The sequence below is a fragment of the Chryseobacterium sp. JV558 genome (assembly GCF_033712365.1).
In the GTDB taxonomy this organism is placed as follows: Bacteria; Bacteroidota; Bacteroidia; order Flavobacteriales; family Weeksellaceae; genus Chryseobacterium.
Window position 1 is genome coordinate 714519 of the sequence record NZ_WJHU01000001.1, and the last position, 16396, is coordinate 730914.

The 16396-nt window shown below is 37.1% G+C and carries 16 protein-coding genes; 3 read left to right on the forward strand and 13 right to left on the reverse strand.

The window, feature by feature from the left end; all coding sequences use genetic code 11:
• Positions 1 to 187: 187 nt before the first annotated feature.
• The 6 genes from GFU89_RS03325 to GFU89_RS03350 form a co-directional block, all read right to left on the reverse strand.
• Entirely contained in the window at positions 188 to 889 is a 702-nt protein-coding gene (locus tag GFU89_RS03325; protein ID WP_318845789.1) for a LytTR family DNA-binding domain-containing protein, read from the reverse strand.
• Complete coding sequence (locus GFU89_RS03330) at positions 870 to 1952, reverse strand: sensor histidine kinase (RefSeq protein ID WP_318845790.1); 1083 nt, start codon at positions 1950 to 1952, stop codon at positions 870 to 872. Before GFU89_RS03330 ends, GFU89_RS03325 begins: the two co-directional genes overlap by 20 nt.
• Positions 1953 to 2091: 139 nt before the next feature.
• A complete protein-coding gene (locus GFU89_RS03335) occupies positions 2092 to 2499 on the reverse strand; it encodes a DoxX family protein (protein ID WP_318845791.1) in 408 nt (135 codons plus the stop codon).
• Positions 2500 to 2627: 128 nt separating this feature from the next.
• Entirely contained in the window at positions 2628 to 3131 is a 504-nt protein-coding gene (locus tag GFU89_RS03340) for a TlpA disulfide reductase family protein (RefSeq protein WP_318845792.1), read from the reverse strand.
• Between the two features lies 1 nt (position 3132).
• Positions 3133 to 3561 (reverse strand): rhodanese-like domain-containing protein, encoded by a 429-nt coding sequence (locus tag GFU89_RS03345; RefSeq protein WP_318845793.1) that lies wholly within the window; start codon positions 3559 to 3561, stop codon positions 3133 to 3135.
• Between the two features lie 80 nt (positions 3562 to 3641).
• Positions 3642 to 3905 carry a hypothetical protein gene (locus tag GFU89_RS03350; protein WP_318845794.1) on the reverse strand — a complete coding sequence of 88 codons (264 nt, stop codon included), beginning with the start codon at positions 3903 to 3905 and terminating at the stop codon, positions 3642 to 3644.
• Between the two features lie 115 nt (positions 3906 to 4020).
• Here GFU89_RS03350 and GFU89_RS03355 point away from each other — a divergent pair, with 115 nt between their 5' ends.
• Both GFU89_RS03355 and GFU89_RS03360 read left to right on the forward strand, forming a co-directional pair.
• Positions 4021 to 5685, forward strand: a complete 1665-nt coding sequence (locus GFU89_RS03355; RefSeq protein ID WP_318845795.1) for an FAD-binding dehydrogenase — start codon at positions 4021 to 4023, stop codon at positions 5683 to 5685.
• Positions 5686 to 5698: 13 nt separating this feature from the next.
• The gene (locus GFU89_RS03360) at positions 5699 to 6502 is read left to right on the forward strand and encodes an SDR family oxidoreductase (protein ID WP_318845796.1); all 804 of its coding nucleotides are present in this window, start codon (positions 5699 to 5701) and stop codon (positions 6500 to 6502) included.
• Positions 6503 to 6539: 37 nt separating this feature from the next.
• Here the strand turns inward: GFU89_RS03360 and GFU89_RS03365 are convergent, their stop codons facing one another.
• The 7 genes from GFU89_RS03365 to GFU89_RS03395 form a co-directional block, all read right to left on the reverse strand.
• The gene (locus GFU89_RS03365) at positions 6540 to 7349 is read right to left on the reverse strand and encodes a phosphatase PAP2 family protein (protein ID WP_318845797.1); all 810 of its coding nucleotides are present in this window, start codon (positions 7347 to 7349) and stop codon (positions 6540 to 6542) included.
• 33 nt (positions 7350 to 7382) lie between these two features.
• Positions 7383 to 9803 carry a TonB-dependent receptor domain-containing protein gene (locus GFU89_RS03370; RefSeq protein ID WP_318845798.1) on the reverse strand — a complete coding sequence of 807 codons (2421 nt, stop codon included), beginning with the start codon at positions 9801 to 9803 and terminating at the stop codon, positions 7383 to 7385.
• A gap of 51 nt (positions 9804 to 9854) precedes the next feature.
• The gene (locus tag GFU89_RS03375) at positions 9855 to 10610 is read right to left on the reverse strand and encodes a hypothetical protein (RefSeq protein ID WP_318845799.1); all 756 of its coding nucleotides are present in this window, start codon (positions 10608 to 10610) and stop codon (positions 9855 to 9857) included.
• A 27-nt stretch (positions 10611 to 10637) separates the two neighbouring features.
• Complete coding sequence (locus GFU89_RS03380; protein ID WP_318845800.1) at positions 10638 to 11672, reverse strand: sulfite exporter TauE/SafE family protein; 1035 nt, start codon at positions 11670 to 11672, stop codon at positions 10638 to 10640.
• Between the two features lie 96 nt (positions 11673 to 11768).
• A complete protein-coding gene (locus GFU89_RS03385; protein WP_318845801.1) occupies positions 11769 to 13055 on the reverse strand; it encodes a HAMP domain-containing sensor histidine kinase in 1287 nt (428 codons plus the stop codon).
• Positions 13056 to 13164: 109 nt separating this feature from the next.
• Entirely contained in the window at positions 13165 to 13839 is a 675-nt protein-coding gene (locus tag GFU89_RS03390) for a response regulator transcription factor (RefSeq protein WP_318845802.1), read from the reverse strand.
• A gap of 71 nt (positions 13840 to 13910) precedes the next feature.
• Positions 13911 to 14906 (reverse strand): aldo/keto reductase, encoded by a 996-nt coding sequence (locus GFU89_RS03395; protein ID WP_318845803.1) that lies wholly within the window; start codon positions 14904 to 14906, stop codon positions 13911 to 13913.
• Positions 14907 to 15120: 214 nt separating this feature from the next.
• Here GFU89_RS03395 and GFU89_RS03400 point away from each other — a divergent pair, with 214 nt between their 5' ends.
• Positions 15121 to 16389, forward strand: coding sequence for an NAD(P)/FAD-dependent oxidoreductase (locus GFU89_RS03400; protein ID WP_318845804.1), 1269 nt, complete (start codon positions 15121 to 15123; stop codon positions 16387 to 16389).
• The last annotated feature ends 7 nt before the right edge of the window (positions 16390 to 16396 follow it).

The window sequence follows — 16396 nt, forward strand, 5'->3', positions numbered from 1 at the left end:
AAAAACAGAAACAGACTTTATTTCTTTATAATCATTGAAGATCAATATGAAAATTAGTACAAGATAGATTATACAAACATTCCCTGCTTCTTTTAATTTTGAATTGAATGACTGACAATTACCATCCTTTGGAGGGTTGGCGAAAATTTTTAAAATTTTTGGTGGGGTGGTTTTTAACACTTCCCTCCTAAAGCTCCAACAACGGCTTATACGTTCTTCCCACAGGAAGATTTTTCCCGTTAATCTGGATTACATTGGCCGACTTGACTTCTATTTTGCCCTTTGAAATGATGTACGATTTATGAATACGGGCAAACATTTTGGGATCCAAAATTTCTTCTATTTTACTGATGGGCATTTTAAAGGTGAAAGTCTCAGTTTTTGTATGAATATGAATGTATTCTCTTAAGCTCTCGATGTAGAAAATTTCCTGCAAAATGATTTTAATCTGCTTTTTCCCGCTATTGATAAAGATATAATCACGTTCAGACACCTCCAGTAAGGCATCCTCCGCCTCCATTAAATATTTGAATTTCTCAACGGCAGTCAGAAAACGATCATACGGAATAGGTTTCATCAGATAATCCGCAATATCAAGTTCGTAGCCTTCTACGGCATACTGATGATAAGCCGTGGTAACAATTACGAAAGGCGGATTTTTTATTTTCCTTAGGAAATCAAAACCTTTTACAACGGGAAGATGGAGATCCAAAAACATCAGATCTACCTCATAAATACTTAAAAGGCTGCTGGCATATACGGCATCAGAACATTTTCCTACAAGATTCAGTTCCTGATCTCTGGAGATAAAACTTTCCAGAATTTCTGCGGCAATGGGTTCGTCTTCTACAATAATGCAGTTGTATTTTTTAGAGGCTGGGCGTGTCATGGAAATCTATGGTTAATGTTACACTATAGCGGTTGGTTTGATCTTCTACAGAAAGGATGTGTTGAGGATAAAGCAGTTCAAGCTGTCTCCGGATATTTTTCTGACCTATTTTTGTGGAATGCGTATGAAGGCTTTCTTCTTTGGAATTTTCTATGAAATAAGTGAGAATTCCGTTTTTCAACCGGATATTGATGGTAATAAATGCCTCTCCTAAACTTTCAGAAACTCCATGTTTGAAAGCATTTTCTACAAACTGTATCAAGATCAGCGGTGATATTTCCTGAGAAGGATGATCAATATCTTCAGTAAAGTTTATGGTAAGATGGCGGTGGCGGATTTTCTGGATCTGTATATAATCCTTAATGTTTTCAATATCCTTAGCTATGGAAATCCTTTTTTCAGCCGCTTCATAGATATTATAGCGCATTACCTTGGAAAGCTGAAGAATGACATCAGGAGTTTCATCTGCTTTTTTCAGAGCCATTCCGTAGATGTTATTAAGAGTATTGAACAGAAAGTGAGGATTGATCTGTGCTTTCAGCATAGTGAGTTCCTGATCCAGCTTTTCAGACTTTAATTGGGAGATCTGTTCTTTCAGCAGATTTTTCTGCCGGGTAATTTCAACCCCGAAAATCAGACCTACCATGAAAATCAGATCCATAAAAGAGTTGAATGCCACATAACCATTGATAAACCCCGACGGATACTTTCCATCCAGAGTTTCTGTAGCCTCACAGATATAAGGATAAATGATATAATGCGTTAAAAAACGGTGCCCAAAAACAGCAGTTATTACAATGAAAATATAGAGAAGGTATTTGAAAATCCCTTTAATATTGACCTTTTCAAAGACATACAGCAAAGCATAGGCAAGCGGTATTTTGATCAAAAGATAACCTAGCTCCAGGATCAGGGTATTTTGAAGTCTTATTGGCCATTTGAAATCCGGAAACTGATACCTGGACCAGTAAAAGTCAAGGTAAACTTCCAGGATATAATACAATACCCAAAAAAGCAAATGAATCTGCCATTTAGATCTGCTGTCTGGTTTCAAGTTGATCATGATGTAAGAGTACAAAGTACGAGTTGTTCAATCAAATATAAAAATATAAGTTGATCAAATTAAGGTAATGATCTACAAACTACCATTTTGAATCGTCATCAGGGAAAACTTACATAAAAACTAAAGATTTTTAGGAAGCTTATATATCTCTTATATGTCGAAAACGATTCTTTTTAATCAAATAAATTTCAGGATACATCAGGTTCAGAAAACTGAAGATCAGTAAGACATTGAACTCAATTCCATTAGTTCCGCCCCCCACTACAAACCAGCCGTTTTGCCAATGCACGAAATAGATTCCACAAACAAAAATGAGGATATTACAAATAGCCACTGGCTTTATATATCGGTCAAACCAAAGTAACGGCACAGAGAGAAGATGGGTCAGCTTTACAGCCCATGCAATATAAACTCCAAAGGGACTGAACCCTATAGTGTCCAGATAAAAATGCCCAAAATTGTTAACATCTCCACTGAAAATAGAAACTACACTATGCATCAGCAATATCACTGATAGCCCCAAGCGAAGGAAGAAACTTTTTTTCATCCTTCGAAGCTATAAAACAAAAGAAAGGATTGTTCTTTACTGTATATCAATTACTTTAAAGCGTATATAAAAAATAAAGAGCAGTAATTTATTTACCGCTCTTTCAATATCTGTAAGATTTTATATTCTTAATTCTGACTTAAAGTTTTCTTTAAAAATTCTTCCAGTTCTTTACCATGAAGGTTTTTAGCTAAAATCGTTCCCTGTCCGTCAATGATGACATTAAAAGGAAGTTCATCAATTTCGTAAAGCTTTGCTACAGGACTTTTCCAGAATTTTAAATCACTGATCTGTATCCATTTGATCTCAAATCTGTCAATTGCTTTCTGCCAGCTTTCTTTATTTTTATCTAAAGAAACACCCAGAATTTCAAACGTATTGTTTTTTACCTGTTCAGAATATGTATCATACAATGTTTTCAGCTCAGGCTGTTCCTCTACACAGGGAGCGCACCAGGTAGCCCAGAAATCTATCAGAACCACCTTCCCTTTTAATGTTGAAAGGGCAAATGAAGTTCCGTCTGCCTTGGTCATTGTAATTTCAGGAGCTTTCTTCCCTACTTCTATTGTACTTTGGGCAGCAATAGACCCTGAGAATAATATTAAAAATAATAGGGTAAAACCAGTCTTCATATTAATCATTTGTAGGATAATCTTTATCTAGCCAATCTGTTTTGATGTTTTTCGGAAGATTTAAAAGCTTCGCATTTTTAAAGCCCATTTCCATCAGTAATGCAAACGCAGGACGTATATTAGGACATTTTACAAAAGGACAGCATCCGCAGTAGATGACGATTTCCCTGTTCTTAGGAATATCTTTAAGATAATTTCTCAGTTTTTCCAGATTTTCAGGCTCACGCGTTGGTCCGATATCTACAGAACCTTTGATGATAGCTTCCGGACCTACTGAAATGATCACCAGATATTTTGTTGTATGCTTTACAATTCTGGAAGCTAATAATGCAGGATCCATCAGCTGGCTGTCCTTCCACGGATCCTGTTTTTGCTGTGCCTGACTGAACATGGAACAGACAAAGCAAGCAATGATAAACAAATACTTCATACTTCTATTTTTCACAAAGATAAAAATGTTTTATGGAGGGATCATAGGAAAATCAATATCTACGGGATATTTTGAAGAGATCAGATTTTTTTGGGAGTTACATGAATCACATTAGAGGCTCCAGGTTCTATAATGAACTGTGTTCCCCTTTCTCTTTCATGCTCTCTGCCCTGAATAGCTGATCCCGTAACAAGAGTTAATTTTCCCTGAAAGACAGGGTGTGGTGCTAATGGAATTTCTATTTCCTCCTCTTCCAGCTGGATAATAATTGATTCTGCATCAATAGGCTGGCGTGTTCCGTCTTTTGCAACGGCGAATGCTTGATATTTATGGTTTTCTTTCATTTGTTTAGTACTATGTAAACCATAAAAGTATTAATATTTTGTCAGCTATATTTTTTTAATTTTAAATATTTAATACATTTATAGTTAAGTATCATTCAATAAAAACACCTAGAAAATGGAAGAAACATTCCAGCCTGATGCTATTATCATAGGAAGCGGACTGGCAGGGCTTACTGCTGCCATGGAAATTACCAATGCAGGGAAAAAAGTCTTGCTTTTGGATCAGGAAACTGAACAGAATATCGGAGGACAGGCATTCTGGTCTTTTGGAGGCCTGTTCCTGATTAATTCTCCCCAGCAAAGGAGAATGGGAATTAAAGATTCTTATGAACTGGCACTTCAGGACTGGAAAGGTACGGCAGGTTTTGATCGTCCGGAAGACTACTGGCCTCGTCAATGGGCTGAAGCTTATCTGAAATTTGCTGCAGGTGAAAAGTATGAATACATTTCTAAATTAGGCATCAAGCTGATGTTTATGGTAGGTTGGGCAGAACGCGGTGACGGTTCTGCAACAGGACATGGGAATTCTGTGCCTCGATTTCATGTAAGCTGGGGAACCGGGACAGGAGTCGTAAAACCCTTCGTAGAAAAAGCTTACAAGGCTCAGGAAAAAGGCTTGCTGCAGATGAAATTCAGGCACAGAGTGACAGAATTACTGGTGGAAAATGGAAAAATGAAAGGTCTCAAAGGAGATATTTTGGAAAATGATACAAAGGAAAGAGGTGCTGAGACGAACAGAAATGTTCTCTCAACATTTGAATATACCGCTCCGAACATCATCATAGCTTCAGGAGGAATTGGTGCCAATCATGAGCTGGTAAGGAAAAACTGGCCGGAAAGACTTGGTAAAGCACCGGAAAATATGGTTTGTGGTGTTCCTGCTTATGTAGATGGCAAAATGATTGGTATTGCAGAAAACTCAGGAGCTCATATCATTAATCCGGACAGAATGTGGCATTATACTGAAGGGTTGCAAAACTGGAATCCCATCTGGCCCAACCACGGAATCCGGATATTACCCGGGCCTTCATCTTTATGGTTTGATGCTAAAGGTAAACGGCTTCCCGCTCCCTTTCTTCCCGGATTTGATACGTTGGGTACTTTACAATATATACAGGAAACAGGATTTTCTTATTCCTGGTTTATCCTCACTCAGAAAATTATTAAAAAGGAATTTGCCCTTTCAGGTTCAGAACAGAATCCGGATATTACCAATAAAGATTACGCTCTTTTTGTGAAACGTATTTTTGGTAAAAAGGCTCCCGGACCGGTAGAAGCTTTTAAAGAACATGGTAAAGACTTTATTGTATCAGATAATCTGGAAGATTTGGTTAACAGGATGAATGAACTGGCCGGAAATAACCTTTTGAAATATGATAAAATAAAATCTCAGATCGAAGCCAGGGACAGAGAATTAGACAATAAATTTTCAAAAGATACACAGGTTAATTATATCCGGAATACCCGGAATTATTTAGGAGATAAATTGGGGCGTGTAGCGGCTCCCCATAAGATTTTAGATCCTGAAAACGGACCTTTGATTGCTGTAAGACTCAATATTTTAACCCGTAAAACGTTAGGCGGTATAAAAACCAATCTGAATGGTCAGGTATTAAAAGATGATGACAGCATTATTGAAGGGTTGTATGCAGCCGGAGAAGCGGCAGGTTTTGGCGGTGGCGGAATGCACGGTTACAGAGCATTGGAAGGAACATTCTTGGGAGGCTGTATCTTTTCAGGAATGAAAGCCGGGAAATATATTGCGGAACTTAAAAATTAAATACTAGTAAAGTATGAGCAGTTATTTTGATGATAAAGTCATTTGGATTACCGGAGCATCATCAGGTATTGGGGAAGCCTTGGTAACAAGCCTGGCAAAGAACAGCCATGCAAAAATCATCTTATCATCCAGAAAAGAAGAACAGCTGCATCTTGTGGCTGAAAAAGCAGGATTGAGTACGGATCGGTATGCAGTGATTCCCTTAGATCTGAAGAATTATAAAGAAATGTCTTCCATTGCAGCGAAAGCATCAGAACAGTTTGGGAAAATTGATATTCTGATCAATAATGCGGGGCTTTCTCAACGTTCTTTAGCTATGGAAACGGATATTGAAGTGGATAAACAACTGATAGATATTGATTATATCGGAACGGTAGCTCTTACTAAAGCGGTTGTACCTTATATGATCAGAAATAAAGGAGGGCAGATTGCGGTTGTATCCAGTCTTATGGGAATATTCGGGGCTCCTATGCGAAGTGGGTATGCCGGAGCAAAACACGCCTTACATGGTTTTTTTGATGCTTTATGGGCGGAATTATTCAGTCATAATATTAGGATTACGATCATTTGTCCAGGTTTTATACAGACCGATATTTCTATTAATGCTGTCACCGGAGATGGTTCGTCACAGGGTACAATGGATGATGCTACAAAAAATGGAATGCCGGTAGATATTTTTGCAAAAGAAATGCTCTATGCCATTGAAAAACAGAAGAAACAAAAAGCTATAGGAGGTAAAGAAGTAATGGCAGTGTATCTGAAGAGATTCTTTCCAAACTTATTGGCAAATATAATCCGTAAGGCAAAAGTGGTATGAATAAAAGCACCATTCAATACTGAATCGTGCTTTTATGTTAGAAGGTTTTCACCAACCCTATTCCTACCATTTTATTCTGATAAAATGGCATCACCATCGTAGATGACAAAGTATTTTTACTTTTATTTTTTCCCCGCAATAAATTGTCAATTTTTGGAAACAGCCAATACGCCAGTTCAGTAGAAAGAATTCCAAATCCAGCTCCCGCTACAACATCTCCCAGCCAGTGTTTATCATTCAGCATTCTGTAGACCCCAGTGAAAATAGCAAATGGATATCCTGAAAGGCTCAGCCAGAAATTACTGTCTTTATATTCCCTGAACATAAACTGTGCTGAAGAAAATGCTGTCGCCGCATGTCCTGAAGGAAAAGATAAGGTATTTGACCTGTCCGGTCTTTCCTCCTTTACAAGATACTTTAAAGGCATTGTAAAGGCTGCCGCAATCAGTTGTGAAGAAGCATAAATGATAGTACGGTCTCTCAGGTTATGTTTCCCTTTTATCCCTGCTGCATTCAATCCGTATACAATAACCGCAGGAGCGTACTGGGTGTAATTATCCAGTTTTATCTGGGTGGGCTGGTGTTCGTTGATTTCAACTTTTGTAGAGATATTAAGTTTCTTCAGATTATTCATCGACAGGCCTGCTACCCCGTAGGCAATGAATGCGGTAGGAATAATCAAGCTTTTATAATTCAGTCTGCTCTTTTGAATGTCTGTAGTGATCATACTGTCTTGTGTCGGTTTCTGAGCTTCAATAGTGTCATTTGTATTCTGAGCGTTTATTGTGCTTAAAGCTGAGCTCAAAACCAGGACATACATCAGTGTTTTTTGAAAGTACTTTTTCATCCTAAATCACATTTATAATTATTCAATTCTGTATTAAAATTTATAGCTGTACCCCAGCCGGATCACTTGGGTTTCATAATAATCATTGCTGGTATAAGCAAATCCGCTGCCTTGAACAGACTTTCTGATGACCATTGTGTTGAGTAAATCTGAAGCATTTAAAAACAGCTCTCCCTTTCCTTTCTGAATGGCTTTTTTCACTCCTGCATCCATAGAAAACCTTGATTTTATTCTTCCCTGCGGAATAATATCCGGTGCCAGATAAACGAACGTAAACTGCATATCCAAGCCTTTTGAAAAATGAAAAACGTTATTCATCTTGATATTCCCTGAGATGGCAGTCTGCTGGTCTGCTGAGAAAGTATTAGGTGAAGGATATAGGTTTTCTACAGAAAATGCATTGATCTGATTACGGTATAAATTCCCGTTGACATTCAAGGAATATACATCCGATATCTTTTGGTTCCATATCGTTTCAATTCCTGTATTATAGCTTTTTCCGGCATTCTGAAATAGGGCATAAATAAGAGTGCTGTTCGGGACAATACTTGAAATTCTTGTAATAGTTCCTGTGGCAAAGCGGTGGTATAATGCAGAATATAAATATCCGTTATCCCAATTGTGTTTATATCCCAATTCAATAGAATTCGTAAACTGAGGACGCAGTGCAGGATTTCCTACCTTAATGATTTCTGCATCATCGTACTTTGGAAAAATACGGATATCCACTTCATTAGGCCGGTCTACTCTTCTATTATAAAATACAGAAAACTTATTGTGGTCATCAAGCTTATAAGCAAGTCTGAAATTCGGGAATGGCTGGGTATAATTGTATCCGTCACTTTTATAAGTTGGGTGATTAGGGTTTATATCATACTGAATTTTTACATATTCCAGCCTCAATCCGAGTTCTGCTTCCCATTTTTCATTTTCAAAAACATAATTTCCGTATACCGCAGGAATAAATTCTTTATAATCGGCTTTTCCTCCCGCAGAAACATCCAGCACAGAGTTGGCACCAGGAATAAAATTCATATTGGTAGGGATGCTTCTGTTTCGCAGTTTAATTCCTGTTTCTATCCGGCCATATTTCAGAGGTTTTACATAGTCTACGTTGAAATCATAGACCTGTTCATCGGATAATAATTTGAAGGCATCAGTTCCTGTGGAAGAAGGAAGAGTATTATCATAGAAATACTTTTCATCCTCTCTGTGGAAAGTATAATTGAATCCTACATTCAAAACATGCCCGGCATCTTTGAATTTATGCTGATAAGAAGCAGTTCCCATCACGGTTGTTTTCAGTTCATCTTCCAAAAACTGCCATAAGCGCAGACGTTGCGACATATCACCATTGAAAAACGGCTGATCTCCCCTGTCGATGATCTTTTCACTTCCATACATTCCTGAAATGGTTAATGTATTTTGCGGATCAATGCTCCAGTCTATTCCTGCTTTGGTGGTAAAGAAATTTGTATTTCTGTTTCTTTTCAGCTGAGAATTAATAACGGTTCCATCATCATAAGTACGGGTTACAAATTCATTTTTATTAAGTGTTTCGGTATATAAATTATCGGCCTGCAAAAATATATTCACCTTGTTTTTTCTATAATTAACAGAAAGTGAAGGGTTTATTTTAGGCGTTAGTGTATACTGTGGTCTTATCGTGGGAAGATTTTCTTTTCTTATCCAAAGAGAACCTAAACCTGTTGTAAATCCTGCTTTTCCGTTCCATCCGTTCTGTTTGTTCTTTTTCATGATAATATTGATGATTCCTGCATTCCCATTCGCATCATATTTTGATGAAGGATTGTTGATGATTTCAATTTTATCAATAGCAGAAGCTGGAATATTATCCAATCCTGTCTGGCTTCCAAACCCGGTGAGGGCGGTCTGTTTACCGTCAATAAGTACCGTTACTTTATCATTTCCTCTCAGCTGTACTTTACCATCCTGTACAGTGATTCCGGGAAGGTTCTGCATGCTTTGTAATACAGATCCACCACTTTGGCTGATGTTGTCTGCTACAGAATACGTTTTTTTATCAAGTCGGCTGTCTATCTCATTCTTTTTAGATGCCGTAATGGTGATGGCTTCTATATTGGTTTCATTTTCCTGTTTTTGAACCAGTTCAATAGCAGGGATTTCCAGAAATTCTGAAAGACTTCCTATGAAAACAGGCTGTGTGGAAGTATTATATCCGGTGATGGAGGCTTCCAGAAGATAATGATCCGGTTTGATGCCTGTAATAGAAAATCTTCCTTCTTCATTGGTAATGGTTCCGGCTGTAAAAGTGCTGTCTTTTTCTTTTTTTAAAATAATATGGGCGTAAGGTATTGCTGTTTTATCTTTATTGATGATTCTTCCGGATGCCGTCACAGAAGCTGTCTGCGCAGAAACAAGAGAAGAAATTACCATACAGGTTGGAAAAAATAACAAGGCTGTTTTATTCATTCTGCTAGTCTTTATTTTCTTTAAAAAGTTTGTTATAAGGAGAAATATTAATTATTCGTTTTGAAGAGGTAATTCCCGGCTGTGTTTTCTTTGTGAAATGACAATCATCAAAACCATCAGAGCAAGAGATATCAGGGAAGCATTGAGAGTTCCAAGATCCAGACCTCCTTTAGCTAAAGGTTTTGTTAAAAGATCTCCGAATGTAGCACCAAAGGGTCTGGTAAAAACAAAAGCAATCCAGAACAGGACAACATGATTGATCTTCGTAAAATAGTGAAGCGCCACCACCACTATTATGATCAGCCCTGTAATCAAAGCTCCCGTCATATATCCGAGTCCTAAATTATCACTCAGAAAATCCCCAAAAGCTGTTCCCAGACTATTGGAAAATAAAATAGCCGTCCAGTAATAGAATTCTTTATTTCTTTCAAAAATCGGATAAACCTCGAGGTTTTTATATTTCCTGTACCAAAGAAACAGAGAGGTTAAAAGGCCGAAAAGCAAAATCAGACTTCCTATCAGATATCCTGTCTTTAAGGTCCGGTCGATAAAATCGGAGATTTCTGTTCCCAAAGTTGTTGTTCCGATAATCACAATCCAATAGACAGCTGGAATATATTTTTTTACCCGAAGCTGTACTGATAGTATGAGAATGAAAAATGCGAGGGTAACCAAAATTCCTACAACATACCCCAGATTAAGAGTCATAGAAATAAAATCTCCTAAGGTTTCCCCCAATGTAGTGGCTACAATTTTCATAAGCCAGAAAAGGAGTGTAACGGTTGCTACTTTGTTTGCTGTTCTCATTTTGCTTTGTTTTTTAATCATAAAAAATCAGACTTTCAATTTGGTAATGACATTGTTTTTGTAACAATAGAATTCATGAGTGGTCTTTTTCCCGAATGTATAAACCTTTTCTACATGCACTTTGTCATAAAATGCCATTAGCGAATGGTATTTTTCTTTAAGATTTCCGGACAAATCTTCAGGCTGTATGCTTTTTTCAAGTTCCAGCCCTTTTCCAGCTTTATATTCCAGTTGCATATGGGTGTTTCTCCAGGACATAGAATAAATTTTGGCTTGCGGAGTTGATGAATTATTAATTACAATCTGATCCTGCTGGATAATTTTTCCGGAAGTCCCTGTAAATAAAGTAATTCCTGATATAACCATTGCTGCATACCCTATTTTTTTAAACAGATTCTCACTGAGATGTGGAAGAATGTACTTCACGGTATAAGAAGAAACTACAGCTGCTACAGCAATCGCAATTCCCAGCCATAGTGCCATATTGGAATACAGTCCTAATGAAATATAAATGATAAGTTTAATGAAATGAAGAAAAACCTCATTGGCAGCTCGGGTAGCTACAATCTCCTCTTTTTTAAGACCGAATTTTAAGTAAAAACGATTGAAAAGAAGGCCTACGGCACCCGCTATTCCAGATATAAAGCCGGCAGAGAAACCGATAAGAGCCAATGCTGATTTCGGATATTCTTTACCTGTTTCTTCAATTTTATTTTTAGATGCAAAAAGTTGAGGAAGATTGGCAATCAGAAAAAAAGCAACAATCAGCTGAAGGTAATTCGGATTTACATATTTGATTAGAAAAGCTCCCAGTAATACAGCCGGAATTGAAAATGGTACAAACCACAAAAATATTTTCCAGTTGATATGTTTTTTGAATACAGCAATTCTTGAAGCGGAACTTGTAAAAGTACCTACTGTTAAAGAAAAAGGAACTAATGAAGTGGGAAGAAGCAGATTCAGAATTGGAATCAGAATAAGACTTGCACCACCTCCACAAATAGCGCTGATCCAGAATGCAAGGATCGTTGCTGCGAATAAAAGGACAATTTTTAAAATCATTTCTAAATAAAATTTATACCTCAGTATGTTTTCTATACAAAGGTGCAATCCGATTTAGAAGAAATTTTGAATTGCCGGAGCCGTGAAATTTTTTAACTATAATTTAACAGTGAAGATATGGCGATGGTTTTCAAACCGATAGCTGATCGCCCAATGATGGAACCTACAGATTTCCTGGATGATAGAAAGTCCTAATCCGCTGCCGCTGTTATCTGTAGATAGTTTTGAAAACCTTTTGAACAGAAAATCCATATTCAGCTTTTCAGTTCCCGAATTGGAAACTTCAAAAAATGAACCCGTCAATTGTATAGCGATAGAGCCTCCGGGAGAAGTATGGCGAATTGCATTGATGATGAGATTGTTGATCAATATTTCTGTAAGAATGCTGTTTCCATTCACCTTTACACTACCTGAGATCTCTTCCTGAACGGAAATGTTTTTTTGCTCAAAATGTTCTCCAAGCGTATCAATACTTTGTTGAAGTAAATGGTCAAACAAAACAATCTCTGAACCATCAAACTGGTTATTCTCAATTTTAGCAAGCAGCAAGAGGTTTTTATTGATGCGGGAGCTTCTTGTAAGAGCCTTGTTCATATCTTCAGCGATTCTGTACTGCTTTTCAGTAAGATTCTGATCCTGAAGCAAAAGATCAAGTTTATTCTTAATGATAGCCAACGGAGTCTGCAGCTCATGGGAAGCATTTTCTGTAAATTCTTTCTGGGTTTTATAAGTAGAAATATTGCGCTCTATCAGTTTGTAAAGAGACTGATTAAGCTCTTCAAATTCTACGGTGTCAGAAACTGGAAATTGTATGGTATTCTGACTGTTAAGATTGAAAGTTTTCAGTTGATCCAATGTATTCCTGAACGGTTTCCAGATAGATGAAGAAAGCTTTCTGTTCAGGTATAAAAGCCCTAAAACAATGATTACAAAGAAAAAAATGGTAATCATAGCGATCACTGCTATCGTCTCGTGTGATTCCTCAATATTGGTCTGTATTGTAAAAAGATAAGGTTTTTTTTGCAGATAAATGATCTTTTTCAGGCATCTGTAACGTTCATTTTTTTGTTCTGAAATAAAAGGTAAATGCTTTTCATAAGTATAAACCGTATCCCGTTTTATTTGTTGAGTTGAAATTTTCTCAATATTCGTTTCAGGTTGGATGTGATTCCATAGCGCAAGACTTTTGTCTAATTCTTCTTCTGACAACTTTAATTGGTTAAATTCATACGCTGTCTTCTCTACAATTATCTGATTATGTTCATCCAGTTCACTTTTCCAGATCGTATCCACCACAAAATAATACACAGGAATACTTATCATCAGCACAATAAGTACGTAGATGAGAAAGGGTTTTGTGGTTTTTGTTAGTAGAGGTTTCAAAATAATTATTAGGGGTTTAAGGTTTAAAGTTCGTAATTTAAAGTCATATTGGTATAATTAATAATTTTCAACTATCAACTATCAACTATCAACTATCAACTATAGCCATTCAACTCTCCCACTTATACCCCGTTCCATACACCGTTTTCAGATAATGTCCACATCCGGCATCATACAGTTTTTTCTTAAGGTTTTTTACGTGAGCGTATACAAAATCATGATTGTCAAGCATATCTGCGAGATCTCCGGAAAGATGTTCTGCCAGTGTACTTTTGGAGATAACTTTATTTTTATTACCGATAAAATAAATTAGGAGGTCAAATTCTTTTTTGGTTAATGAAATGGTTTCATCGTTTACAGCAACTGTTTTAGCCAGCAAATCAATCTGAAGTTCATTTTGTTTTACCACATTAGAACTGCTGAACTGCTTTCTTCGGATAATAGAATATACCCTTGCCATAAGCTCCGAGAGATGAAAAGGTTTGGTAAGATAATCATCTGCACCCAGTTTCAAACCTTCAATTTTATCGTCCAGCGCATTCTTGGCAGAAATGATAATAACTCCATCCTGCTTCTGTTGTTTTTTTATTTCTTCCAATATTTTCAGACCATTTCCGTCAGGAAGCATAATGTCCAGTAAAATACAGTCATAGTCAAATGTCTCTATTTTGTTCATCGCTTCACTGAATGTACTGGCAGCTTCACAGAGATAATTTTCTCCGGACAGATATTCGGAAATACTTTGGGTAAGTGCTGCTTCGTCTTCAACGATTAGGATTTTCATGCCATAAAACTATCATTAAATTTTGAAGAAATTTTGAATTTAAGCGAATAAACATAAAAGATACAAACTATTTATTTTCCTCCCGGAACTTGTGCCTTCTCATAAATCAGGCCTTCATTTTTTAATTCTGTCCAGAATTCGATAGGAATAATGGTATTGAGCGCTTCTATATTATCTTTTACCTGTTCAGGCTGGCTCGCTCCCGGAATAATAGAAGCAAACTCGTCCGAAGCCAATACAAAATGAAGTGCAGCATCAATAATACTTACGTTATATTTTTCTGCAATAGAAGTCATATGGGCTCTTTTCTCATGCATTCCTTTTGGAATAACATCTTTATAATTATAACGTTCCCTTCCCGCCAGATAACCTGAATTATATCCTGCTCCCGAAACAAGTTTTACACCCGATTTCCTCACAACGGGAAGCAGCCGGTCTACTGCATCTTCATGTTCCAAAATAGAATACTGCGTTGCAGAAAGACAGATATCCGGATCGGCAGAGTCAATACAATCTAAAATAGGTTCTATCTTATTTACGCCCATTCCCCATGCTTTGATAATTCCCTGTTCTCTAAGCTTTGAAAGAATCTTAAAAGCTCCTTCTCTTGCCTGTTTCAGGAAATAAGGATAACGGTCTCCTACCTGATCTTCAGACAGATCATGAATATAAACAATATCAATATGGCTCAGTCCTGTTCTTTCCAGGCTGTCTTCAATAGATCTTTGCACAGCATCAGCTGTATAATCATGATAAAATTCGTAGTGAAGAGGATTTTTCCACATGGTAGGAGGAACTTCAGATTCAGGAACCTCATGAAAAAGCCTTCCTACTTTAGTTGAAAAAATAAAATCGTTCCTGTCTTTATCCTTAAGAAAACTTCCAAATCTCCGCTCACTCTTGGTCAGTCCATACCACGGAGATGTATCATAATATCGGATTCCTTTATCCCAGGCCATTTGCAGTATCTTATGAGCCTGTTCATCTGTAATATTTTCAAAAGCCGTTCCTATAGCTACTCCACCTATTCCCAGTCGGTGCTTTTCAGTTAAAATTTCTGTTTTCATATGAATATATTTAAGGTGTTGGATTCTTAAACAGGCTGCAAACATCGTGCGAAACGTTAAAAAGAAATATAGACAGCAAATCCTGAAACTCTTGTTTCTCATTAAAACCAGGCAGGTTTTGTTGATTTAAACATTATGTTAAATATTTATTTTGAAACTCCTTTGGTCCTGTTATTGAATCACTTTCAGTATACCATTTCAATAACAACTTATTATGAAAAAGCATATTCTAATCGTAGGAGGAGGATTTGCGGGCATCAATCTTATCAAATCTCTCAAGAATGACAGAAGGTTCAAAATAACCCTGGTTGATAAGAACAATTATCATTTTTTCCCGCCACTCATCTATCAGGTTGCGACTTCCTTTATAGAAGCTTCCAATATCAGCTACCCTTTCAGAAAACTCTTTTCAAACGACAAACATGTGAAATTTCATATGGGAAGCCTGCTGAAAGTAAACCCTGAAAATAAAACAATAGAAACTGATACTGGAAACCTGAACTATGATTATCTGGTATTGGCATTAGGAACAGAATCTAATTTCTTTGGAATGGAAAATGTAAAGAAATGCGCTCTGCCCATGAAAAATATTGAAGAAGCACTCTATCTCAGAAATCATATCCTGCTAACCCTGGAAGAAGCAGCCAGGAATAAAGACATCAAAGAAGCCGAAAAACTTCAGAATATCGTTATTGCCGGAGGAGGTCCCACAGGAGTAGAACTGGCAGGGATGCTGGCTGAAATGGGACAATATATTGCTCAGAAAGAATATCCTGAAATAAAACTGGGGCTTTCTAATCTTTATCTGATTGATGCCTTGCCCACCTTACTTTCACCCATGAGTCAGCTGGCTCAGGAAACAGCCTATGAAAAACTGAAAGAATTAGGCGTTAAAATTCTGCTAAATGTTTCCGTAAAAGATTATACTGATCATAAAGTTATTCTAAGCGATGGAACATCTATTGAAACAGAAACCCTGATCTGGACTTCCGGAGTGATTGGAAAAGAAATCCCGGGTTTACCGGAAGAAAGCATTGGAAAAGGAAGAAGAGTTTTGGTGGATGCCTATAATAAGGTAGAAGGAACCACCAATATCTATGCATTGGGAGACCTTTCCTTGATGCTGGCTGAAGAAAAATTCCCGAAAGGTCATCCTCAGCTCGCTCAGGTTGCCATTCAGCAGGGTAAAAATCTCGCTGCCAATTTTAAACGAATAGAAGACGGAAAAGTTCTGGAGCAATTCCGGTACAATGATAAAGGCAGTATGGCTATTATTTCAAAATATAATGCTGTGGTAGACCTTCCAAAGCATTCTTTTAATGGATTTATAGCGTGGCTCACCTGGCTTTTCATTCATATTATTCCTTTGGTAGGATTCAAAAATAAAATTCAGATGGCAATGGACTGGTTCCGTCTGTTTATTACCAACAATCCGTCCATCAGGCTTATTCTCTTTCCAAAAAGAAATACAGGGAACGAATAATTAAGAA